Here is a 15,244-nt window from a genome sequence, read left to right as displayed (position 1 = left end):
TTTAGTTTTAACCCTATTCAACAATGCCTTGAGCCGCTGATGTTCGAGGCCGGACTACGCTTATGACCACTGCCCATACCCGTATCCTTGAACTGCGCGCCGAACTCGACGAGCACAACTACCGTTATTACGTGCTGGACGAGCCCAGTGTGCCGGATGCGGAATATGACCGGCTGTTTCGGGAACTCCAGGCACTGGAAACCGATAATCCCACGCTCATTACAGTTGACTCGCCCACGCAGCGGGTCGGTGGCAGCGCGCAAACAGCCTTTAGCCAGGTACGCCATGAAATCCCCATGCTTAGCCTGGGCAATGCCTTTGCCGAAACCGACCTGGTGGATTTTGACCGGCGCGTGACCGAAGGGCTGGATGCTGCACCCGGCAAGGCCGTGGAATACAGCTGCGAACCCAAGCTCGATGGCCTGGCCGTGAGCCTGCTGTACGTGGATGGCCAGTTGCAGCGTGGCGCTACCCGGGGTGACGGCACCACAGGGGAGGACATCAGTACCAACGTGCGTACCGTGCGCAACATCCCGCTCAAACTCAAGGGCAGCGGTTGGCCCGCCACGCTGGAAGTGCGTGGCGAAGTGTTCATGAGCAAGGCGGGCTTTGAGAAGCTCAATGCAGCGCAGGCCGAGGCGGGTGGCAAGACGTTCGCCAACCCACGCAACGCGGCGGCTGGCAGCCTTCGCCAATTGGATTCACGCATCACCGCCAGCCGGCCGCTGGAGTTCTGCTGCTATGGCATTGGCCAGGTCAGCCAGGACATCGCCGACAGCCATATTGGCAACCTCAAGCAATTGCAGCAGTGGGGTTTGCCCATCAGCCGTGAATTGAAGCTGGCCCACGGCCCCCAGGAATGCCTGGCGTACTACCACAGCATTGGCGAGCGCCGTAACAGCCTGGCCTATGAAATCGACGGTGTCGTATTCAAGGTCAATAACATTGCCGCGCAGCGGGAGCTGGGGTTCCGCTCTCGCGAACCCCGCTGGGCCATTGCGCACAAATTCCCGGCCATGGAAGAGCTCACCGAATTGCTGGGCGTGGAATTCCAAGTAGGGCGCACGGGCGCGGTAACCCCGGTAGCGCGCTTGAAGCCGGTGAAAGTGGCCGGCGTTACCGTGGCCAATGCCACCCTGCACAACATGGACGAAGTGGCACGCCTGGGCGTGATGATTGGCGATACGGTGATCATTCGCCGTGCGGGCGACGTGATCCCACAAGTGATGCAGGTGGTGCTGGAGCGCCGGCCTGAAACCGCCGTGCCCGTGCAGGTGCCTACGCATTGCCCGGTATGTGGCTCCGAGGTAGAACGCACTCAGCTGATCAAGCGCAGCCGGGGCAAGCAGACGGTGACCGAGGGGGCTGTGTACCGGTGCGTGGGCCGGCTGGCCTGTGCGGCGCAGCTCAAGCAGGCCATTATTCACTTCGTTTCCCGCCGTGCCATGGACATCGACGGCCTGGGCGACAAGATCGTCGAGCAACTGGTGGATACCGGCCTGGTGCATTCACCAGCAGACCTGTACCAGCTCACCCAGGAACAGGTGCTAGGGCTGGAAGGCTTTGCTGAAGTCTCCAGCCGTAACCTGATCGCGGCCATCGACGCCAGCCGCCAACCTACACTGGCACGCTTCATTTTCGCCTTGGGTATTCCTGATGTGGGGGAGGAGACGGCCAAGGTACTGGCCCGCGCTTTAGGCAGCCTGGAACGCATCGGCCGGGCGCTGCCGCTGGTGCTCACCTACTTGCCGGATATTGGTAGCGAAGTGGCCTACGAGATTGGCCATTTCTTTGAGGAAGAACACAACCGCACCGTGATCGCGCAATTGCTGGAGCGGGGCGTAGCGCCCCAGGACCAAGGCGAACTGCACGCCGAATATGCTGCCGCTACAACCTTTGACGGGTTGGTGGCCAAGCTGGAAATTCCTTATGTAGGCCCCGGCGCCGCGCAAAAGCTGGCCGAACGTTTCGGCTCCATCCAGGCCCTGGTCGAGGCCGACTGGCTGGACTTGCGCCAGACGGTGAGCGAGCGCGCGGCTGAAGCCTTACGTGCCTGGTTTGCCGACCCTGCCCAGCGTGAGGCGGCTTTAGCCGTAGAGGCTCAACTGCGTGACTTCGGCATGCACTGGAGCAGCGCCAAACGCACCGTGGAAGGCTTGCCCCTGGCCGGGCAGACCTGGGTGCTCACAGGCACCCTGGAGAGCATGAGCCGGGACGAAGCCAAGGAAAAACTCGAAGCCTTGGGTGCCAAGGTGTCCGGCTCCGTATCCGCCAAGACCCATACCGTGGTGGCAGGGCCTGGGGCGGGGAGCAAGCTGGCCAAGGCGCAGCAGTTGGGGGTGACAGTGATGGATGAGGGCCAATTGCTAGCTGCATTGAAAAAGCTGGAGCCGCCTGTCAGCAGTTGAGCTTAGCGAGAGTATGTGGAACAAAAGAGCCGCTTTTCACTACTGCGCCGATTGATGCCAGTGATGATACTATCGGGGGCCGATATTAGATATTCAGGCCCCATTTGCACCGGACTCTGGCATATGAGGTCATTTTCTTTCTGCCCGATAACACGTTGGTCATAGGTCTGGGCGGAAAACTTCATGTAAGTATTATCTTTGGTGTTTTTGAATTTTCTGCAAAGAATAAAGCTGTCCTCAGGGGATCTGCCCTCATCCTCAAATGACATGTAGGTGACAGCCATGTTGGCATCGCACTTGGCAGTAGCGTTCTGCCCGTAAAAGGTTTTTTCATTTTCTTCGTCAGCAATGTATTCGTTACCGTCCCCGTCTTTGAATCGAATGCACTGGTATCTGAATTTTTGCCGGTCTATAGAGTAGATTCTGGCCATTGCTCCATTCGAGCAGCCTCCGAAGCTGGAATACTTGCCGTCTCTAGCGGCTTGGGAGGGCTCAAAAATAAGCGGTAGACGATTTTTCTTTGCTTCCAAGGACGTCACGGCCAGAGTGAGCAGGCTGCATCCGACTTTGCCGGTATTTGTTTTAATGTCTGCACCTGTTATTTTTAAATAAGGTGCCACATACGGATCATCAGGGTTCGCCTTCCACCTATTAGCCTTCTCAACAATCGCTTGTATGCTCAGATACGGAGTAGATGTTTTAAGGGCGGTTGCTTCCAGCATTACCCACCAGCCTTGGCTCTCCAGCGACTCAGTGCAGTCGCTCTCGGTAAGGAGTATTTTCGAGGTGGAGGGGAAATCCTGTAAAACTACTTGAGCTCCACTGTTGTGGCAGCCTATTCCGTAAATAGAAACACCTTCTCCTGTTACAGTGCCTGAGCAGGTGTTTTCTTGTTGGGTACCAACTCTTAGAGTTCCGGTAAGGTTTTCAGCTTTTTTTTCCGCTAACGCTGTCATTGAAAATAGCAGGCTTGTTAGGCCAGTCATTAATATTTTTAGAAGCAAGTTGTTTAGTATCTCTTTCATTGCGAATCTCCCCAGATAAAGGCACTGATAGGAGGAGATTGACGCAGATTCAAAAATAAATGAACCTGGCATATTTGTCAGGTTGACGAGGTCTCCATATCCGAGGAGGATAAGATGTTTAAATCTTATGATGTTGTATCAAGCGCTTTCAGCATCTGGTGATTGGTATGGTAGAGCGGCGATAGCGTGTTTGTGCCGCATGTAGCTCGTCTGTAAGCAACCCTAAAAGCATGATCGTATTGGTTTTTTTCTATTGTGCGGTTGTATCCCGTCGCCAACCCTGTACAATGGCCCCCGCTCACCGGGCAACCCGGCCGAGCATGCGTTATGGTGGCCCCATCGGTCCCCTCGCAATGATTACCCGTTAACCTGGTCAGGCCCGGAAGGGAGCAGCCATGGCGGGAACATCGTGTGCCGGGGTGTGGCTGGTGGGGCCGCCACCTATTCGAAAATTTTCTTTCTTATCAGCAGGTTACACTCTGAAATCTCTCAGTGTGTGACGGTCATCTGCGTCTTGCAGGTGTTACTGACTCTCCTAGCGTATCATGCTGCTTCCTGTATCTCATGCGTTGCCATATGCAACCATGAGTGCCGCCTATCGCCCTTTAGGTTGTGAAGACGACTTTCGATAGCGATACTGTGCGTGCATACAGCAGTCCGGGCACCGCCATGGATGATCGTTCAGCAAGCCAAAAATGTGAAGCTTTCGTGCTGGGTATGCCTTCTCTGCTGGAAGCGTGGTGCCATTAATGCACGCTGCTCGGTCATGAGCTAGACGAAGCTAACCGAGAGCTAGTTGCATGCCGTAAGCGGGTAGCTCATTTGGTAACTATGCGTGATGATGACCAGCAACGGATTGATCATCAGCAGAGGCGGATTCTAGACTTGGAAGGTGAGGTGAAACGACTACGAGACAAGGTGAGCACCCTCATTGCCAACGAAGCGTCAGGTTGATGTGCTGCGATCTACCAAAACGTTTACACGGAATCGTAACCTGTCCTCCTCATATATTGCGGAGAGTTACCCTTCAGCATCATGGCTAACGCCAGCGCCAATTGGTCTGAGTCCGCTCGCCGCTTGACTAGTACCTCCTCGAACACATATTTTCTTGTAGCGGTGGTCAGGAATTCGCTAAACCTGGCTGATTAATAAGAAAGCCTTTTCAGTGCCGCGTGCGATTTTCCACTATGATATGATCTGCCGCCTGTCAACTAGGAGGGAGCCTAATGCGTGGCTTTTGCATCGCAATTCATTACCGGTATTATCTGGGTGTTTGTTGCAATGAACATGGATGTGTCGATCTCGACGAGGAAAAATATTGGGCTAATGGCTCAACAATCTAATCAAACTATGATCGGCAGTTTTGTAGCATTTTCCGGGCTCTTGATGGTGATTTTTGGGGGTAGGCGGCCTCCTCTCACTCCCTTGTATCAGTCGGGCGACTTACGCACATGTCCTTTTTGTGCCGAGCCCATCAAGCGGGCTGCTATCAATTGCAAACACTGTGGTTCTGATCTTGCTCATGAACAAGCTACTACTTCGAGCGTTTGGTTTGGCTGGGTTGCAATGGTTTCCTGCAAAGACCAGAAAGAACGCGACGAAGCTACTTCACTAATATTGCATGCCGGACTCCCTGTGATTGATATGTTGGGTTGGGATATTGCCGGAGGGGCGTATGAGAAAGAGAAGGAGGCAAGGTCATCACTAAAGCTTCTTACTGAAAATTTTGGCTTGACCTGTTAGTTGGAATATCGAAAAAAAATGAGTGGGGACTATAACGGATGTCAAGCATAGTCGGGCAATGGTTTACACCGTTCGTTACTGTAATAGGCGGTGTGATTATTTTTGTTGTCGGTCAGGCAGTTCTTAAGCTTTTAATTGAGCCAGTACAGCACCTGAAAGCGGCGGTAGGAAATGTGGCGAATACGCTTCTCCGTCAACAAGCAAAAATCACTAACGGATTAGAGGATGCAGACCTTTCTGCAAAAATGTTTGATCATGCTGCTGAGCTTGTGTCTAAAGCTGAAGTTGTCGTGTTCTACAAATCGGCAAAGTCTATCTTTGGCCTGCCGTCGAAGGCTCATATTCTTGAAGCTGCACGTGAACTCAACGCCATAGGGAATGAGGCTAGAGACAAGAGACCTAGTGGGGCCCATTCACATAGTCCTCCCAATGGCCTCGCGGCCGTTAGAAACCACGAATCAATAAAGCGAATCGCAGGCTTGCTACGAATAAAGGCGGATTACAAGTAGAGATCGGTGCAGCTGGTATGCAGGGCGCTCCGCCTGCGCCCCTGGGGTTACAGCCTGTCGCAGTGGAACCCAAGTTGACTCAAAAAACGGCTCGTAGAAAGTGGTAGAGAGTTGTTTTCGATCTGCATACTAGATGCTCATGGCTAAGAGGAGCACTCTCAATGTATGGCTTTGCCAGTTTCCAATATCAAAAGAAGTTCTCTGCCAAGGTCAGTTAGCCTTGGCCACAGCTTTAGCTGCGTTTCTTCGACAATCGCGATGTGCCTGGACAGAAGAAGCGCCACGAGCAGCTGGCCGTGGGTGTGCGGCAAATCGAAGGGGTGACCATGAGCTGCTTGCCGTAGGAGGCCAAGCGTAGCTGGAGATGTGAGATTCATAAGGTAGCCTCTAGTACGAACATTCCATCATTGGATCGTGACTTGGTGACTTGGTGACTTGGTGACTTGGTGGATTTGGCGAAAAGCTTTCTTCACGGGTCTGCCTCAAGTACACAGTAATCACCAAGATCAGTGCTTCAGCCACATGCCTAACGTTACGCCACCCGCCCCCCCGATGAAACCAGCGAATGCCCCTACGGCCACCATCAGGTAGACCTGTGATCTGGTGTAGGGGGCAGAAGCACCGGCGCCTGAGCTGAGGCATTGCAACTGCCTTTCCGCCATCTCTGCACTGATCTTCAGGTTCTGGACCAGCAACTTTCTAACGTCGGCATGGATGTCTGCCATCTCTTCCTGTTGGGAGGGTGTGTTCATTCCAGCTCCGCTTTGTGCTTAACCGGCCATGAGTCTAGCAGCGAATCTCAACTACTGAGTATGGGGCCTGCAATCAGCGGCAGAGCCCTTATGATCCGAAAGCAGATTGCATGGCCTGCAAATTTGCCAGTGGAGGCTTGCCTGGACTGCTGCTCGTGTGTCCGTTCCGCTTTTGAGCGGTCCACTTTCCTTGAAATTGAAGGAATGATCGGGCTCGATGAGGATACTGGCTGTTGGATAGGCGTGTGGTGGACAGGTCAGGTAGACTCAGTGTAATTTGCAATTGCCACTACGCGGCAGTGCAACGGGGTATGGTATCCAAGCCAGGAGCAGTACATGGAATTCGTAGAGCGATTGAACGCATTATCCGCCAAGATTCGTCAGCAAGGTCCCGCCATCAAGACAGAAGAAGCCACAAAGATTGCCTTTGTGATGCCCTTCATCAATTCTGTTCTGGGTTATGACGTTTTCGATCCCTCTGAGGTGACGCCGGAATACATCTGCGACGTTGGCACAAAAAAAGGAGAGAAGATAGACTACGCCATCATGAAGAATGGCGAGATTCAGATTCTGATCGAGTGCAAGAAGATAGGTGAGCCTCTCCATATTAATCACGCTAGTCAGCTCTTCCGGTACTTTCATGTTACCAGTGCCCGCATTTCAATTCTAACAAATGGTCAAGTCTATAGGTTCTTCACCGATCTTGATGCTCCGAACAAGATGGATGAGAAGCCATTTCTAGAGTTGGACCTTTTGGACTTAGATGAGCATGCTCTACCTGAGCTGCAAAAGCTAACCAAGTCAGCCTTCGACGTGGACTCGATTATTAGTGCAGCAGGTGAGTTGAAGTATGTGGGTCAGATCAAGAAAGAAATGGCCTCTCAGTTCAGTCAGCCAAGTGATGACTTTGTGAAGTTCTTTGCTTCTAGAGTCTACGACGGGATCATCACTCAGAAAGTGAGAGAGCAATTCACGACCCTGACGCGTAAGGCTGCTGCCCAATTCCTGGGTGATCAGATCAATGATCGGTTAAAGTCAGCGATGAGTGGGGCTCCTGAGCCGTCTTACGCGATTACTGCTGTCCAGCCTTCATTGCCACCTGATGAAGTCACTGAAGAGGAAGGCGAGGAGCTGATCCGCACAACCGAAGATGAGCTGGAAGGCTTCCATATCGTTAAGGCTATCGTCCGGGCAGTTGTAGATGCCAAGCGTATCGGACATCGTGATACCCAGAGCTACTTCGGGATACTGCTCGATGATAATAACCGGAAGCCCATATGCCGTCTGCACTTCAATCGGGCTCAGAAGTATATCGGTATATTCGATGCTGGAAAGGGCGAGACTCGACACCCTATAACGGTTCTCGACGAAATCTACGAGTTCTCAGAGGAGCTTAAGGCCACCGCGTCCCTTTATAAATGAATGCTATTATCGCCCGTACTGTGTAGTCAGTGCGGGTGATTAAAAGCATATATATGAAGAGTGCCAAAACCTAAAAATTCTGCCATGTGTGGCTCGTGGTTTGACGCGGATTACAAGGGCCTGTAGAAGCCGTAAACCGCAGTTTCAAATATCTGATGAGGTAACCTCGGCCACCCATACAGCATGACTTCTACGCGCTTGCAGAGGCCCTCATTGCACGTTGAACAGTACTAAGACTGATCTTTAGCTTTTCAGCGGTTTTGCGGAATGACAGACCTTTCGTCACCCCATCGCCAGCGACCATGGCACGGATCGCATCATCATCAACAGTCTTGACGCGCCCTTTATAGACGCCTCGTTCTTTCGCCTTGGCGACACCTTCTTTGCGACGTTCTGTGATTATCGCGCGTTCAAACTCTGCGAAGCTGCCCATCATGGCCAGCATGAGCTTCTGCATTGGACTGTCCTCACCGGTGAACTCAAGTTGCTCCTTGTGGAAGCGGATGTGTACACCTTTGGTAGTGAGCTGTGCTACGAGTGCAAGCAGATCCACCAACGAGCGTGCCAAGCGGTCAATAGTGTGAACCAGGATGGTGTCACCCTCCCGGACATATTCAAGCATTGCCTGAAGCTGCGGGCGGGCGGTAGTAGCGCCGCTGAGCTTGTCAGTGAATACCTTATCCAGAGCGACACCATCTAGTTGGCGTGCTGTGTTCTGGTCCGTCGAACTCACGCGAATGTACCCGACTCGTGCCATCTCGCTTTCCTGTATTCATTTGGTTCTATACCCGATTAGGGTGCCTGTATCCAGAAGGAAAAACAAGCCTAATGAATACGGATTCGGCAGGGGAATTGTATTCATCTTGCAGTAGCCGCTTGGGTAGACCCCATTGAATACGAAAACCGTCGGGAACCGGGTGGGGGTGATGGATATGCAGATGCATAGGCGCTTCGATAGTACAAGGCGATAGCGCGGATTGACTGGCTTATCCCTCAAAGCCCTTGGAATAAGGCCGAGATGCTGACGTCCAGAGCGTCAGCCAACACCTTGATAGCGTTGATGGACGGGTTAGCCCCGCCTGTCTCGATGCGAGACATGTACGTCCGGGCAAAGCCACACCGGTCGGCAAAGGCTTCTTGGCTCACCCCCATGGCAAGACGCAGCTCCCGAACTCGGGTTCCGAACTGGCGCTGAAGGGCTGGGGAGGGGGGTGGGGCTGGCATTCCCCATCGTCCTGTGATGTGTTCTAATCGTGAACACACTAATCGTGACATCCAGTAGGCGTTGCCGCTTACCAAGCCTTCAAGGAGCCCCACCGATGATTGAGCCTGCTTTGAAGTCCCCTATCTCCAGCAACCCTGTTTACCTGAATCCAGCAGCTCTGCTGCGTCTGCAAGAGCTAATGCTTGCGAACCGTTCCGCTGGGGCGGTCATGTTCATCTTGATGTCAGGGGTGGATGAGCAAGGGATCGTGCGGATTACCAAGGCAGCAATCGCCCAGCGGTGCGACAGCGCACCAAGCAAGGTTGAGAAGGCCATCACTGACCTTGTGCTTGAAGGCTGGATCAAGGTGGTGGAAGCGAGCAGCGAACCAGATGAACCTCTTGTATGCATGGTCAACTCAGGTCTGATCCGAACAGAAAACCCTTATGCCCAGGTCTGAGCCTATCCGTATCAACATGCGAGGGAGCGTAGTGAATGATCGATCAGAAACTATCCACTGCCCGTGCGATACATGCTTCGCCTTATGCGTTTGAAGTCATGGCAGGTATGACATCCGCATGCGGGGATATGGTGTCAGTGATGCTGCTTCTGTTGGTGAGGATGGACAGAGAAGGAGCGGTCAGGATTGATATGTCGACCTTGCCCGACTTCCTTAGGCTTGAGCAAGAACGAGTGGATCGGGCTGTCTCCGGTCTCGTCAGGCATGGCTGGGTCATTTCGATTGATGATCATGCATTGCGAAATGGCATCCTCGATTGCCTTGTCAACGGGGCTTTCATCTACTCAGACAGCGATACTCTGGTGGGGGCCGTAGCTGCCAAGAGGAAGTAAAGGTCGATGGTCGATAGGTGGAGGACGTGCTTTCCGGAAGCGCTTTGCAGAAACCATATATTCTGTAGCGGAAATGGAGGTCTGGCTTAGACCGCTGGCTTGAAATCCACGGTTTGTGGGGGGAAGGTGGGGAGAGGAAGGGGGTAGGCGAGTGGCAAACGCCTTTCGCGGATTAGATAACCGATAGATCCTGCATTAGATTTAAAGATGTGTCGTATACCCGCTACGCTGCTTCCAACACTAGATAATTGTTCTGTTTCCAAGGGCAGGTATGATCCATTATGGCCAATGTTACCATGTTTTCTCCTATATCAACGAAGTAGCAGCTGAGGCTGCAAGGTAATCCTATGCGTTAACATTAACATGGGAGGAAAGATCATCGCTTCTTTTTCCCATCTATGTCTGACGTTGGTAGCAGTGCCATCGGCACGGCAAGCACAGAACAGGAGCGTGCAGGTCCGTACTAATTTTGCAGTGATCCCCAAGGGCAATTCTTGTGACGTATCCGTCACGGCATCTTGTTTATCCGTGCCTCAGAGCACTCTTATTGAGGGAGGGGCAGAGGCCCCAGAAAATCACAGATATGCTATAAAATGGTTAAACTGCAACGTTTCGTTGCGAATTTCACTTGCAAGAAATAACCTTGAAGTTTAGAGCAAGAGCGGGGAGGGGGTCTACCCCCTTTCCTCCCCCTCCTTAATAGAAGAAGTGTGGGTGCCTCAGGCACAGTATATTAGGCTGTGGCGTTTACGCCACAATATAAATATATAAAGTTGATTATCCAAAAGCTTCGCTTTGCGGTCGTTCACTCATCATGCAGGGCATGCCGAGTTTCACTCTATTATCTGTCGTTAATCAATGATCACTGACCCCTCTGCTCTAGCCTGCAGACTTGTTCTGATCGCGCCATTTCTTTACAGTGTTTTTGGAAATGCCTAACTGGTTAGCAGTGGTCTTGACTGGGATCCCAGACCTGATCATTTCAAGCACCTGATTCTTAAGAGGATGCTGGGCAATAGAGACCTGAGCTGGACCATTGTCTTGGGGTTTCCATAGTTGATCGAAGTCTAGCGAGAGTTCAACGGGGCGGAGAACCTCTGGATGACGTTCGAGGTAAAGTGCAATGCCGGCGATTGCAATTCTTGCCGCTTGAACGACTCTTTGTAGCTGTCGAGTACTCATAGGCTCTCGGTCATGGTTAAGAAGGACTCCAGCCGCATTTTCTACTGATAACTCAGGTAGCCGCAGAACCTTCATGACGTCAGCGAAAGCTACGCTTTGCTTACCTCGTATCACACCAGGCCCGGTATGTATGGCTCCATATACGATGTCATCGAGCCATGGTGTCCACTGCTTTTCGAGTCTAAGCGCCATTAATGCCACGGCAACTGGGTTAGTAATCGTCCTTGCCTTCCTGCCTGACGTTGCCTTTATCGCAACAGGTTTGGAAGGTAGGTCTATTACCGTGCCGATAACTCCATTCTCTGCTGAGATTTGAGCATTAACATAAGGGCTCCCATCTTCTCCGATGAAGTAGCGGTTAACTGAGCTAGTGGATAGTGGCTTGTTTTCTAAAGCGTCCTCCCGACAGAACGAAATCCCGATGTAGCTCCCGTAGAGCTCTCCGTTGTGCTTGTCCCAGATATGGCCATCAATTAAAACGGTGCCCAGTGAGCCCGCTATCTTGGATCTGAGTTTCTGGATGCTTGAGTCTATATGTACAGAGGAATAAAATTCGGTGTTCAAGTGGATGTCTCTATAAATTATTATTGGTTTGAGAGGGTTCTCGAAGATGTGAGTTGCTTTGGTAGTTATCCCGCCTTGCGTGTGGCAGCATGACTATCGGGTGCGCCTTGTTTCTGCGCTAATTGAGTGCGTTCACTGGTCTTTGAGCTGGACCTCGTATTTAAGGGATGGGTTCATCCCTTTGAGTTCCGACTTGCGATGAAGGCAGCCAGCTTGTCATTACCAGCTTCCTGAGGGCGGTGTGCTCAAGGCAGGGGACAAGTCCTTCCTCAACTACACCGTGCCTACCATCGTCATATCAATATCCCAAAGGGGATGTATTAAGCGAGGCGGTCGTCGATCTAGAGGGTGCTAGAACCCTTCAGTTGCCTGCGTCAAAAGTATTGTATTATAGCCCGTCTCGGCCGTTCTTCTCGATAAATTGTTGAAGCCAGATGATTCCTTTGCCGGTAAACAAGGGACAAGCTTTAACGGTGAGTTTACCAGTTTTCCGATTTCGATAAGTGCTAACTTTAACTTCGAACCTGCCTGTGTCCAAGTGCTCTTGGTAGGGAATGTTCAGTCTGTGTGGGGCGCTCATCAGGACTCCGTGCTTGCGTAGATACCTGAAGAGACGTGTTCTTCCGCTGCTTACTATTTTGGAGATCACGTCACCATTAAACAGTTCTTCTGTATTGGCCAGAGTTTGGTAAAGCTCAATCTTTGGAGCGTCTCTTTGAACCTTGTCTTTGAGTGCTTCAAGCTCCTTAGCTAATGCCATTCGCTGTTCCTCCACAGCCGCAGCCAGCCAGAGGGCATCAAGGGTGGTAGGACTCTCAAATCCACCCATCGCGATGGCAGCGTCCAACTCGCGCCAGTGACTGACAGCCCTGGCTCGCCTAGGTCTGCCGTAGTTAGTTCGGTGCGTCCCTGATACTCGACGTGAGCCATTGTTGTGATGCGGTTTGGCGGATATATCGTGATGATTATGCATATGATTCTCTGTGGTTTTTCGCGTATTTTTAGACGTGGGGTGGCCGTAACTCTGACTTTTGGTTATTGGAGAGTTCGTGCGGTGTGAATGGAATTTCGGTTCTTGTCGGCGTTTGTGACTTGGTAAGTTAGTTAGTGCATGGAAGCTCCTACAAGTATGGTAGTATAGGGTTCGATAAATTAAGACGAAATTTTGGCGATAGCGTGCCGTCGCCCGTACTTAAGCAGGATCGGTCTCAAGATTTTGAAACCACTGTCAAGCGTCAAGAGTGGGTAGTTTCTATTCAGCTATCTAGGCGTTGTAGCGGTGCCTGGTTTGCCCGCGTCGAGTTGCATGTGCAGCGGAGTCAGTGCGTAAAGCATAGTACGTTCTTGTGGTTGTGAAGCTCTTTAAACTAGGTCTAGGGACCGTAGAATCATAAAATCTCAGGCACGACAAAATCCCTTTACAGCCATTCCGTATATTCACGGAGGTGTAGGGATAAGTATAGCGCGTTTGGCGTATTTGGCCTGTGGAGTTACCGGTATCGGATGCTGGCTAATGGATTGTCAGCGGCGTTAGCGGTTGGGTGAAGCTTTGTGTGCGGTCTCTGGACGGGTAGCGGGCTGAGAGCGCCCGTTTCTGGCCATCGTCGCTGGTGTTGGGGCGATGATAGCCTATAGCCAGTTTTTGTCAACAGGTATCGAGCCAATTTTTCATGCGCGTTACGACGCGTCTCAGTGGCCCGTACCGAGAGCTTGCGTGGGAGGGCGCCAACGAGACACTATATAAAGGCATCGGCATCAGGGATGCACGGTCTGTCGCGGGTGGATCACCAGAAGGCTGGAAGCGGTGCGGGTAGGGGTAGGTAGCTAAGCAACTGATGCAAGAGCAATAGATGCAGCCCCCCTTCCAGACGATGTAAGATTGGCTTGATTCCTATGCCTCCGTCATCCGCCTCATTATTGTCGGACAGCAAATGGCGTGCTTTCTAGCGTGAACATCCGTAGGTTCGCCGACCAGAGCTAACGCCGGATGATGAAGGGCGGTCTGTGACCTTGCAAAGTCGGGGACATTGTGAGGTCTCAACTTACCCACTCATGAGCAGCCGCCGCAGGGTAGGCCTCCATCCTGCGGTGCTTCGTTCCTACCTTATGAATTACTCCGTTGATCGATCGACGGTTTTCTTCCCTGTTAAAGTGATATGCGAAATTGCGTTCAGCATTGCCCGAATGGGCGAACGGCTTCCATAGTGTTTGAATGTAACCGCCCCATCCTCGTGCCCTACCAGTCGCTTGATAAGCGAGTCTTGTACGCCCGAATCTCGAAGATCATCAATGAAAGTATGCCGGAAACTGTGGAAGGTCTTTTTGTCGCTAGTAATCCCAAGTTTATGCCGGTACTTCAAAAACCATTTTGATGCATGTGTGCCCAGCTTGCCTTGAGACTCTACAAGGTCAGGGAATAGGCGTTCGCCTCCAGACTCTTTGATCGCCATCCAATGGTCCAGCAGGCCATACGAGAGAAGTTCTGGGTGTATGGGAATGGTTCTGCGACTCCCCTGGTTCTTTAGTCTCTGGCCTGTCCCACGTTCGTCAAATCGCATACACCATATCCCGTTCTGTTCGAAGATGTCATCTTTCTGAAGCTGAGACAGTTCCTCAAGCCTTGCCCCTGTGAATCGTGCCATAAGAGGTAACCAGTAACGCCATGTGTACCCACGTGCAGCGGCTCTAAGGTTTTCCTCAGTCAGTAGCACTGTGAGGTCGAAGGGTTCAAACGATTCTCTGGCAGATTTTGGTGGTGGTGCCAGTGCTTTCAATCCATCAAAGTGGTTACGCTGTAAGTGACCATGGGCTACACACCAGTTAACAAACGCCGTCATCTTTCTCAGCTTGTTGTTTACCGTTATGGGGTCAATGCGTCTGTAGTCGCCGCCTTCGCTTATTACGTCTAGGGCGGTCTTCCCCTTGTACGCTTCTGGCGTGTATTTGAATGGGTAATCTATCAACGCATCCTTGACCTTGGCTGCAATATCTCTGGTCAGCTCGTTGATATGCACGTCTCGTGTAAGCTCTACAAGCTGAGCAAGTGAACGCTTTATTTCCTTGGAGCCATTCAACACCCAAAGGTTGTTGCGTTGGCCTTCGTCGAAATACTTGGCGGCTAGCTTCGATATCCGAGGCTGCTGGATCTGGGCTACTGCGTTCCAAGAAGTCTCTGACCGTCGGTATCTCCCGCTTGCGATTTCCTCATCACGCCACGTTCGTAGCAAGGCACGCAGGTCAGGTATGGGCACAGGACCGTTATCGTCTAGGTGAGCATGAAGCTTCTGAGCAAGAACAGACGCCAGAAAAATCGAAGGTCGTCGCTCAGATAAGCCCAGTGCCATGCGTATAAAGCTCGCTTTCGGGTAAAGCGCTCTAGGTAGTTGAATATTAAAGGAATAACTCCATTCTCTTCGTACGATGTAGCTCATGTGTGCCTCCCGTCTGTTACACCAATGTGTGACGGTGGCAACCACTACCCAGAAAACTGAGCATCGTTTTTCAATCGATGAAGACGCTCATTCTCCAAGCTCACCAGCCTGAAACACCTATTCCAGACACGATTACCCGTTAAACCGCATGC

13 protein-coding genes and 1 other RNA gene are annotated in these 15,244 nt (G+C 51.9%); 7 read left to right on the top strand and 7 right to left on the bottom strand.

Annotation, left to right across the window (positions count from 1 at the left end; all coding sequences use genetic code 11):
- Nucleotides 1-62 precede the first annotated feature (62 nt).
- A complete protein-coding gene (gene ligA, locus HBH25_RS03775; protein WP_168081697.1) occupies nt 63-2,408 on the top strand; it encodes an NAD-dependent DNA ligase LigA in 2,346 nt (781 codons plus the stop codon).
- 2 nt (nt 2,409-2,410) lie between these two features.
- On the opposite strand, the gene HBH25_RS03770 is transcribed toward ligA, so the two are convergent.
- On the bottom strand, nt 2,411-3,433 hold the full coding sequence (locus HBH25_RS03770) for a hypothetical protein (RefSeq protein ID WP_168081695.1): 1,023 nt from the start codon (nt 3,431-3,433) through the stop codon (nt 2,411-2,413).
- Nucleotides 3,434-3,770: 337 nt separating this feature from the next.
- Here HBH25_RS03770 and ffs point away from each other — a divergent pair.
- From ffs to HBH25_RS03755, 3 genes are all read left to right on the top strand, one after another.
- An RNA gene (gene ffs, locus HBH25_RS03765) (signal recognition particle sRNA small type) lies at nt 3,771-3,867 on the top strand.
- A gap of 796 nt (nt 3,868-4,663) precedes the next feature.
- On the top strand, nt 4,664-5,176 hold the full coding sequence (locus HBH25_RS03760; protein WP_168081693.1) for a zinc ribbon domain-containing protein: 513 nt from the start codon (nt 4,664-4,666) through the stop codon (nt 5,174-5,176).
- 38 nt (nt 5,177-5,214) lie between these two features.
- The gene (locus tag HBH25_RS03755; RefSeq protein ID WP_168081691.1) at nt 5,215-5,685 is read left to right on the top strand and encodes a hypothetical protein; all 471 of its coding nucleotides are present in this window, start codon (nt 5,215-5,217) and stop codon (nt 5,683-5,685) included.
- Nucleotides 5,686-6,191: 506 nt separating this feature from the next.
- Here HBH25_RS03755 and HBH25_RS03750 read toward each other — a convergent pair.
- Nucleotides 6,192-6,437, bottom strand: coding sequence for a hypothetical protein (locus HBH25_RS03750; protein ID WP_168081689.1), 246 nt, complete (start codon nt 6,435-6,437; stop codon nt 6,192-6,194).
- Nucleotides 6,438-6,773: 336 nt separating this feature from the next.
- Here HBH25_RS03750 and HBH25_RS03745 point away from each other — a divergent pair, with 336 nt between their 5' ends.
- The gene (locus HBH25_RS03745; RefSeq protein WP_168081687.1) at nt 6,774-7,859 is read left to right on the top strand and encodes a type I restriction endonuclease; all 1,086 of its coding nucleotides are present in this window, start codon (nt 6,774-6,776) and stop codon (nt 7,857-7,859) included.
- A gap of 190 nt (nt 7,860-8,049) precedes the next feature.
- Here HBH25_RS03745 and HBH25_RS03740 read toward each other — a convergent pair whose 3' ends face one another.
- Together HBH25_RS03740 and HBH25_RS03735 are read right to left on the bottom strand one after the other, a co-directional pair.
- The gene (locus HBH25_RS03740) at nt 8,050-8,616 is read right to left on the bottom strand and encodes a recombinase family protein (protein ID WP_168081685.1); all 567 of its coding nucleotides are present in this window, start codon (nt 8,614-8,616) and stop codon (nt 8,050-8,052) included.
- Between the two features lie 236 nt (nt 8,617-8,852).
- Entirely contained in the window at nt 8,853-9,083 is a 231-nt protein-coding gene (locus tag HBH25_RS03735; RefSeq protein ID WP_168081683.1) for a helix-turn-helix domain-containing protein, read from the bottom strand.
- A 95-nt stretch (nt 9,084-9,178) separates the two neighbouring features.
- Here HBH25_RS03735 and HBH25_RS03730 point away from each other — a divergent pair, with 95 nt between their 5' ends.
- Nucleotides 9,179-9,523 (top strand): hypothetical protein, encoded by a 345-nt coding sequence (locus HBH25_RS03730; protein WP_168081681.1) that lies wholly within the window; start codon nt 9,179-9,181, stop codon nt 9,521-9,523.
- Between the two features lie 35 nt (nt 9,524-9,558).
- Nucleotides 9,559-9,915 carry a hypothetical protein gene (locus HBH25_RS03725; RefSeq protein ID WP_168081679.1) on the top strand — a complete coding sequence of 119 codons (357 nt, stop codon included), beginning with the start codon at nt 9,559-9,561 and terminating at the stop codon, nt 9,913-9,915.
- Nucleotides 9,916-10,794: 879 nt separating this feature from the next.
- Here HBH25_RS03725 and HBH25_RS03720 read toward each other — a convergent pair.
- From HBH25_RS03720 to HBH25_RS03710, 3 genes are all read right to left on the bottom strand, one after another.
- On the bottom strand, nt 10,795-11,661 hold the full coding sequence (locus HBH25_RS03720; RefSeq protein ID WP_168081677.1) for a helix-turn-helix domain-containing protein: 867 nt from the start codon (nt 11,659-11,661) through the stop codon (nt 10,795-10,797).
- A 388-nt stretch (nt 11,662-12,049) separates the two neighbouring features.
- A complete protein-coding gene (locus HBH25_RS03715; protein ID WP_168081675.1) occupies nt 12,050-12,508 on the bottom strand; it encodes a phage antirepressor KilAC domain-containing protein in 459 nt (152 codons plus the stop codon).
- Nucleotides 12,509-13,772: 1,264 nt separating this feature from the next.
- Entirely contained in the window at nt 13,773-15,092 is a 1,320-nt protein-coding gene (locus HBH25_RS03710) for a site-specific integrase (RefSeq protein ID WP_168081673.1), read from the bottom strand.
- Between the last annotated feature and the right edge of the window lie 152 nt (nt 15,093-15,244).

The organism is Pseudomonas quercus (genome assembly GCF_012033695.1).
GTDB classification, from domain to species: Bacteria; Pseudomonadota; Gammaproteobacteria; order Pseudomonadales; family Pseudomonadaceae; genus Aquipseudomonas; species Aquipseudomonas quercus.
Note: the sequence above shows the minus strand (reverse complement) of the source record. Positions and strands in the feature narration are given on the sequence as shown.

Excerpts from the sequence above, each read along its gene's own strand:
- ligA (WP_168081697.1), top strand. The coding sequence starts at position 63 with ATGACCACTGCCCATACCCGTATCCTTGAACTGCGCGCCGAACTCGAC.
- HBH25_RS03770 (WP_168081695.1), bottom strand. The coding sequence starts at position 3,433 with ATGAAAGAGATACTAAACAACTTGCTTCTAAAAATATTAATGACTGGC.
- HBH25_RS03755 (WP_168081691.1), top strand. The coding sequence starts at position 5,215 with ATGTCAAGCATAGTCGGGCAATGGTTTACACCGTTCGTTACTGTAATA.
- HBH25_RS03750 (WP_168081689.1), bottom strand. The coding sequence starts at position 6,437 with ATGAACACACCCTCCCAACAGGAAGAGATGGCAGACATCCATGCCGAC.
- HBH25_RS03745 (WP_168081687.1), top strand. The coding sequence starts at position 6,774 with ATGGAATTCGTAGAGCGATTGAACGCATTATCCGCCAAGATTCGTCAG.
- HBH25_RS03740 (WP_168081685.1), bottom strand. The coding sequence starts at position 8,616 with ATGGCACGAGTCGGGTACATTCGCGTGAGTTCGACGGACCAGAACACA.
- HBH25_RS03735 (WP_168081683.1), bottom strand. The coding sequence starts at position 9,083 with ATGCCAGCCCCACCCCCCTCCCCAGCCCTTCAGCGCCAGTTCGGAACC.
- HBH25_RS03730 (WP_168081681.1), top strand. The coding sequence starts at position 9,179 with ATGATTGAGCCTGCTTTGAAGTCCCCTATCTCCAGCAACCCTGTTTAC.
- HBH25_RS03725 (WP_168081679.1), top strand. The coding sequence starts at position 9,559 with ATGATCGATCAGAAACTATCCACTGCCCGTGCGATACATGCTTCGCCT.
- HBH25_RS03710 (WP_168081673.1), bottom strand. The coding sequence starts at position 15,092 with ATGAGCTACATCGTACGAAGAGAATGGAGTTATTCCTTTAATATTCAA.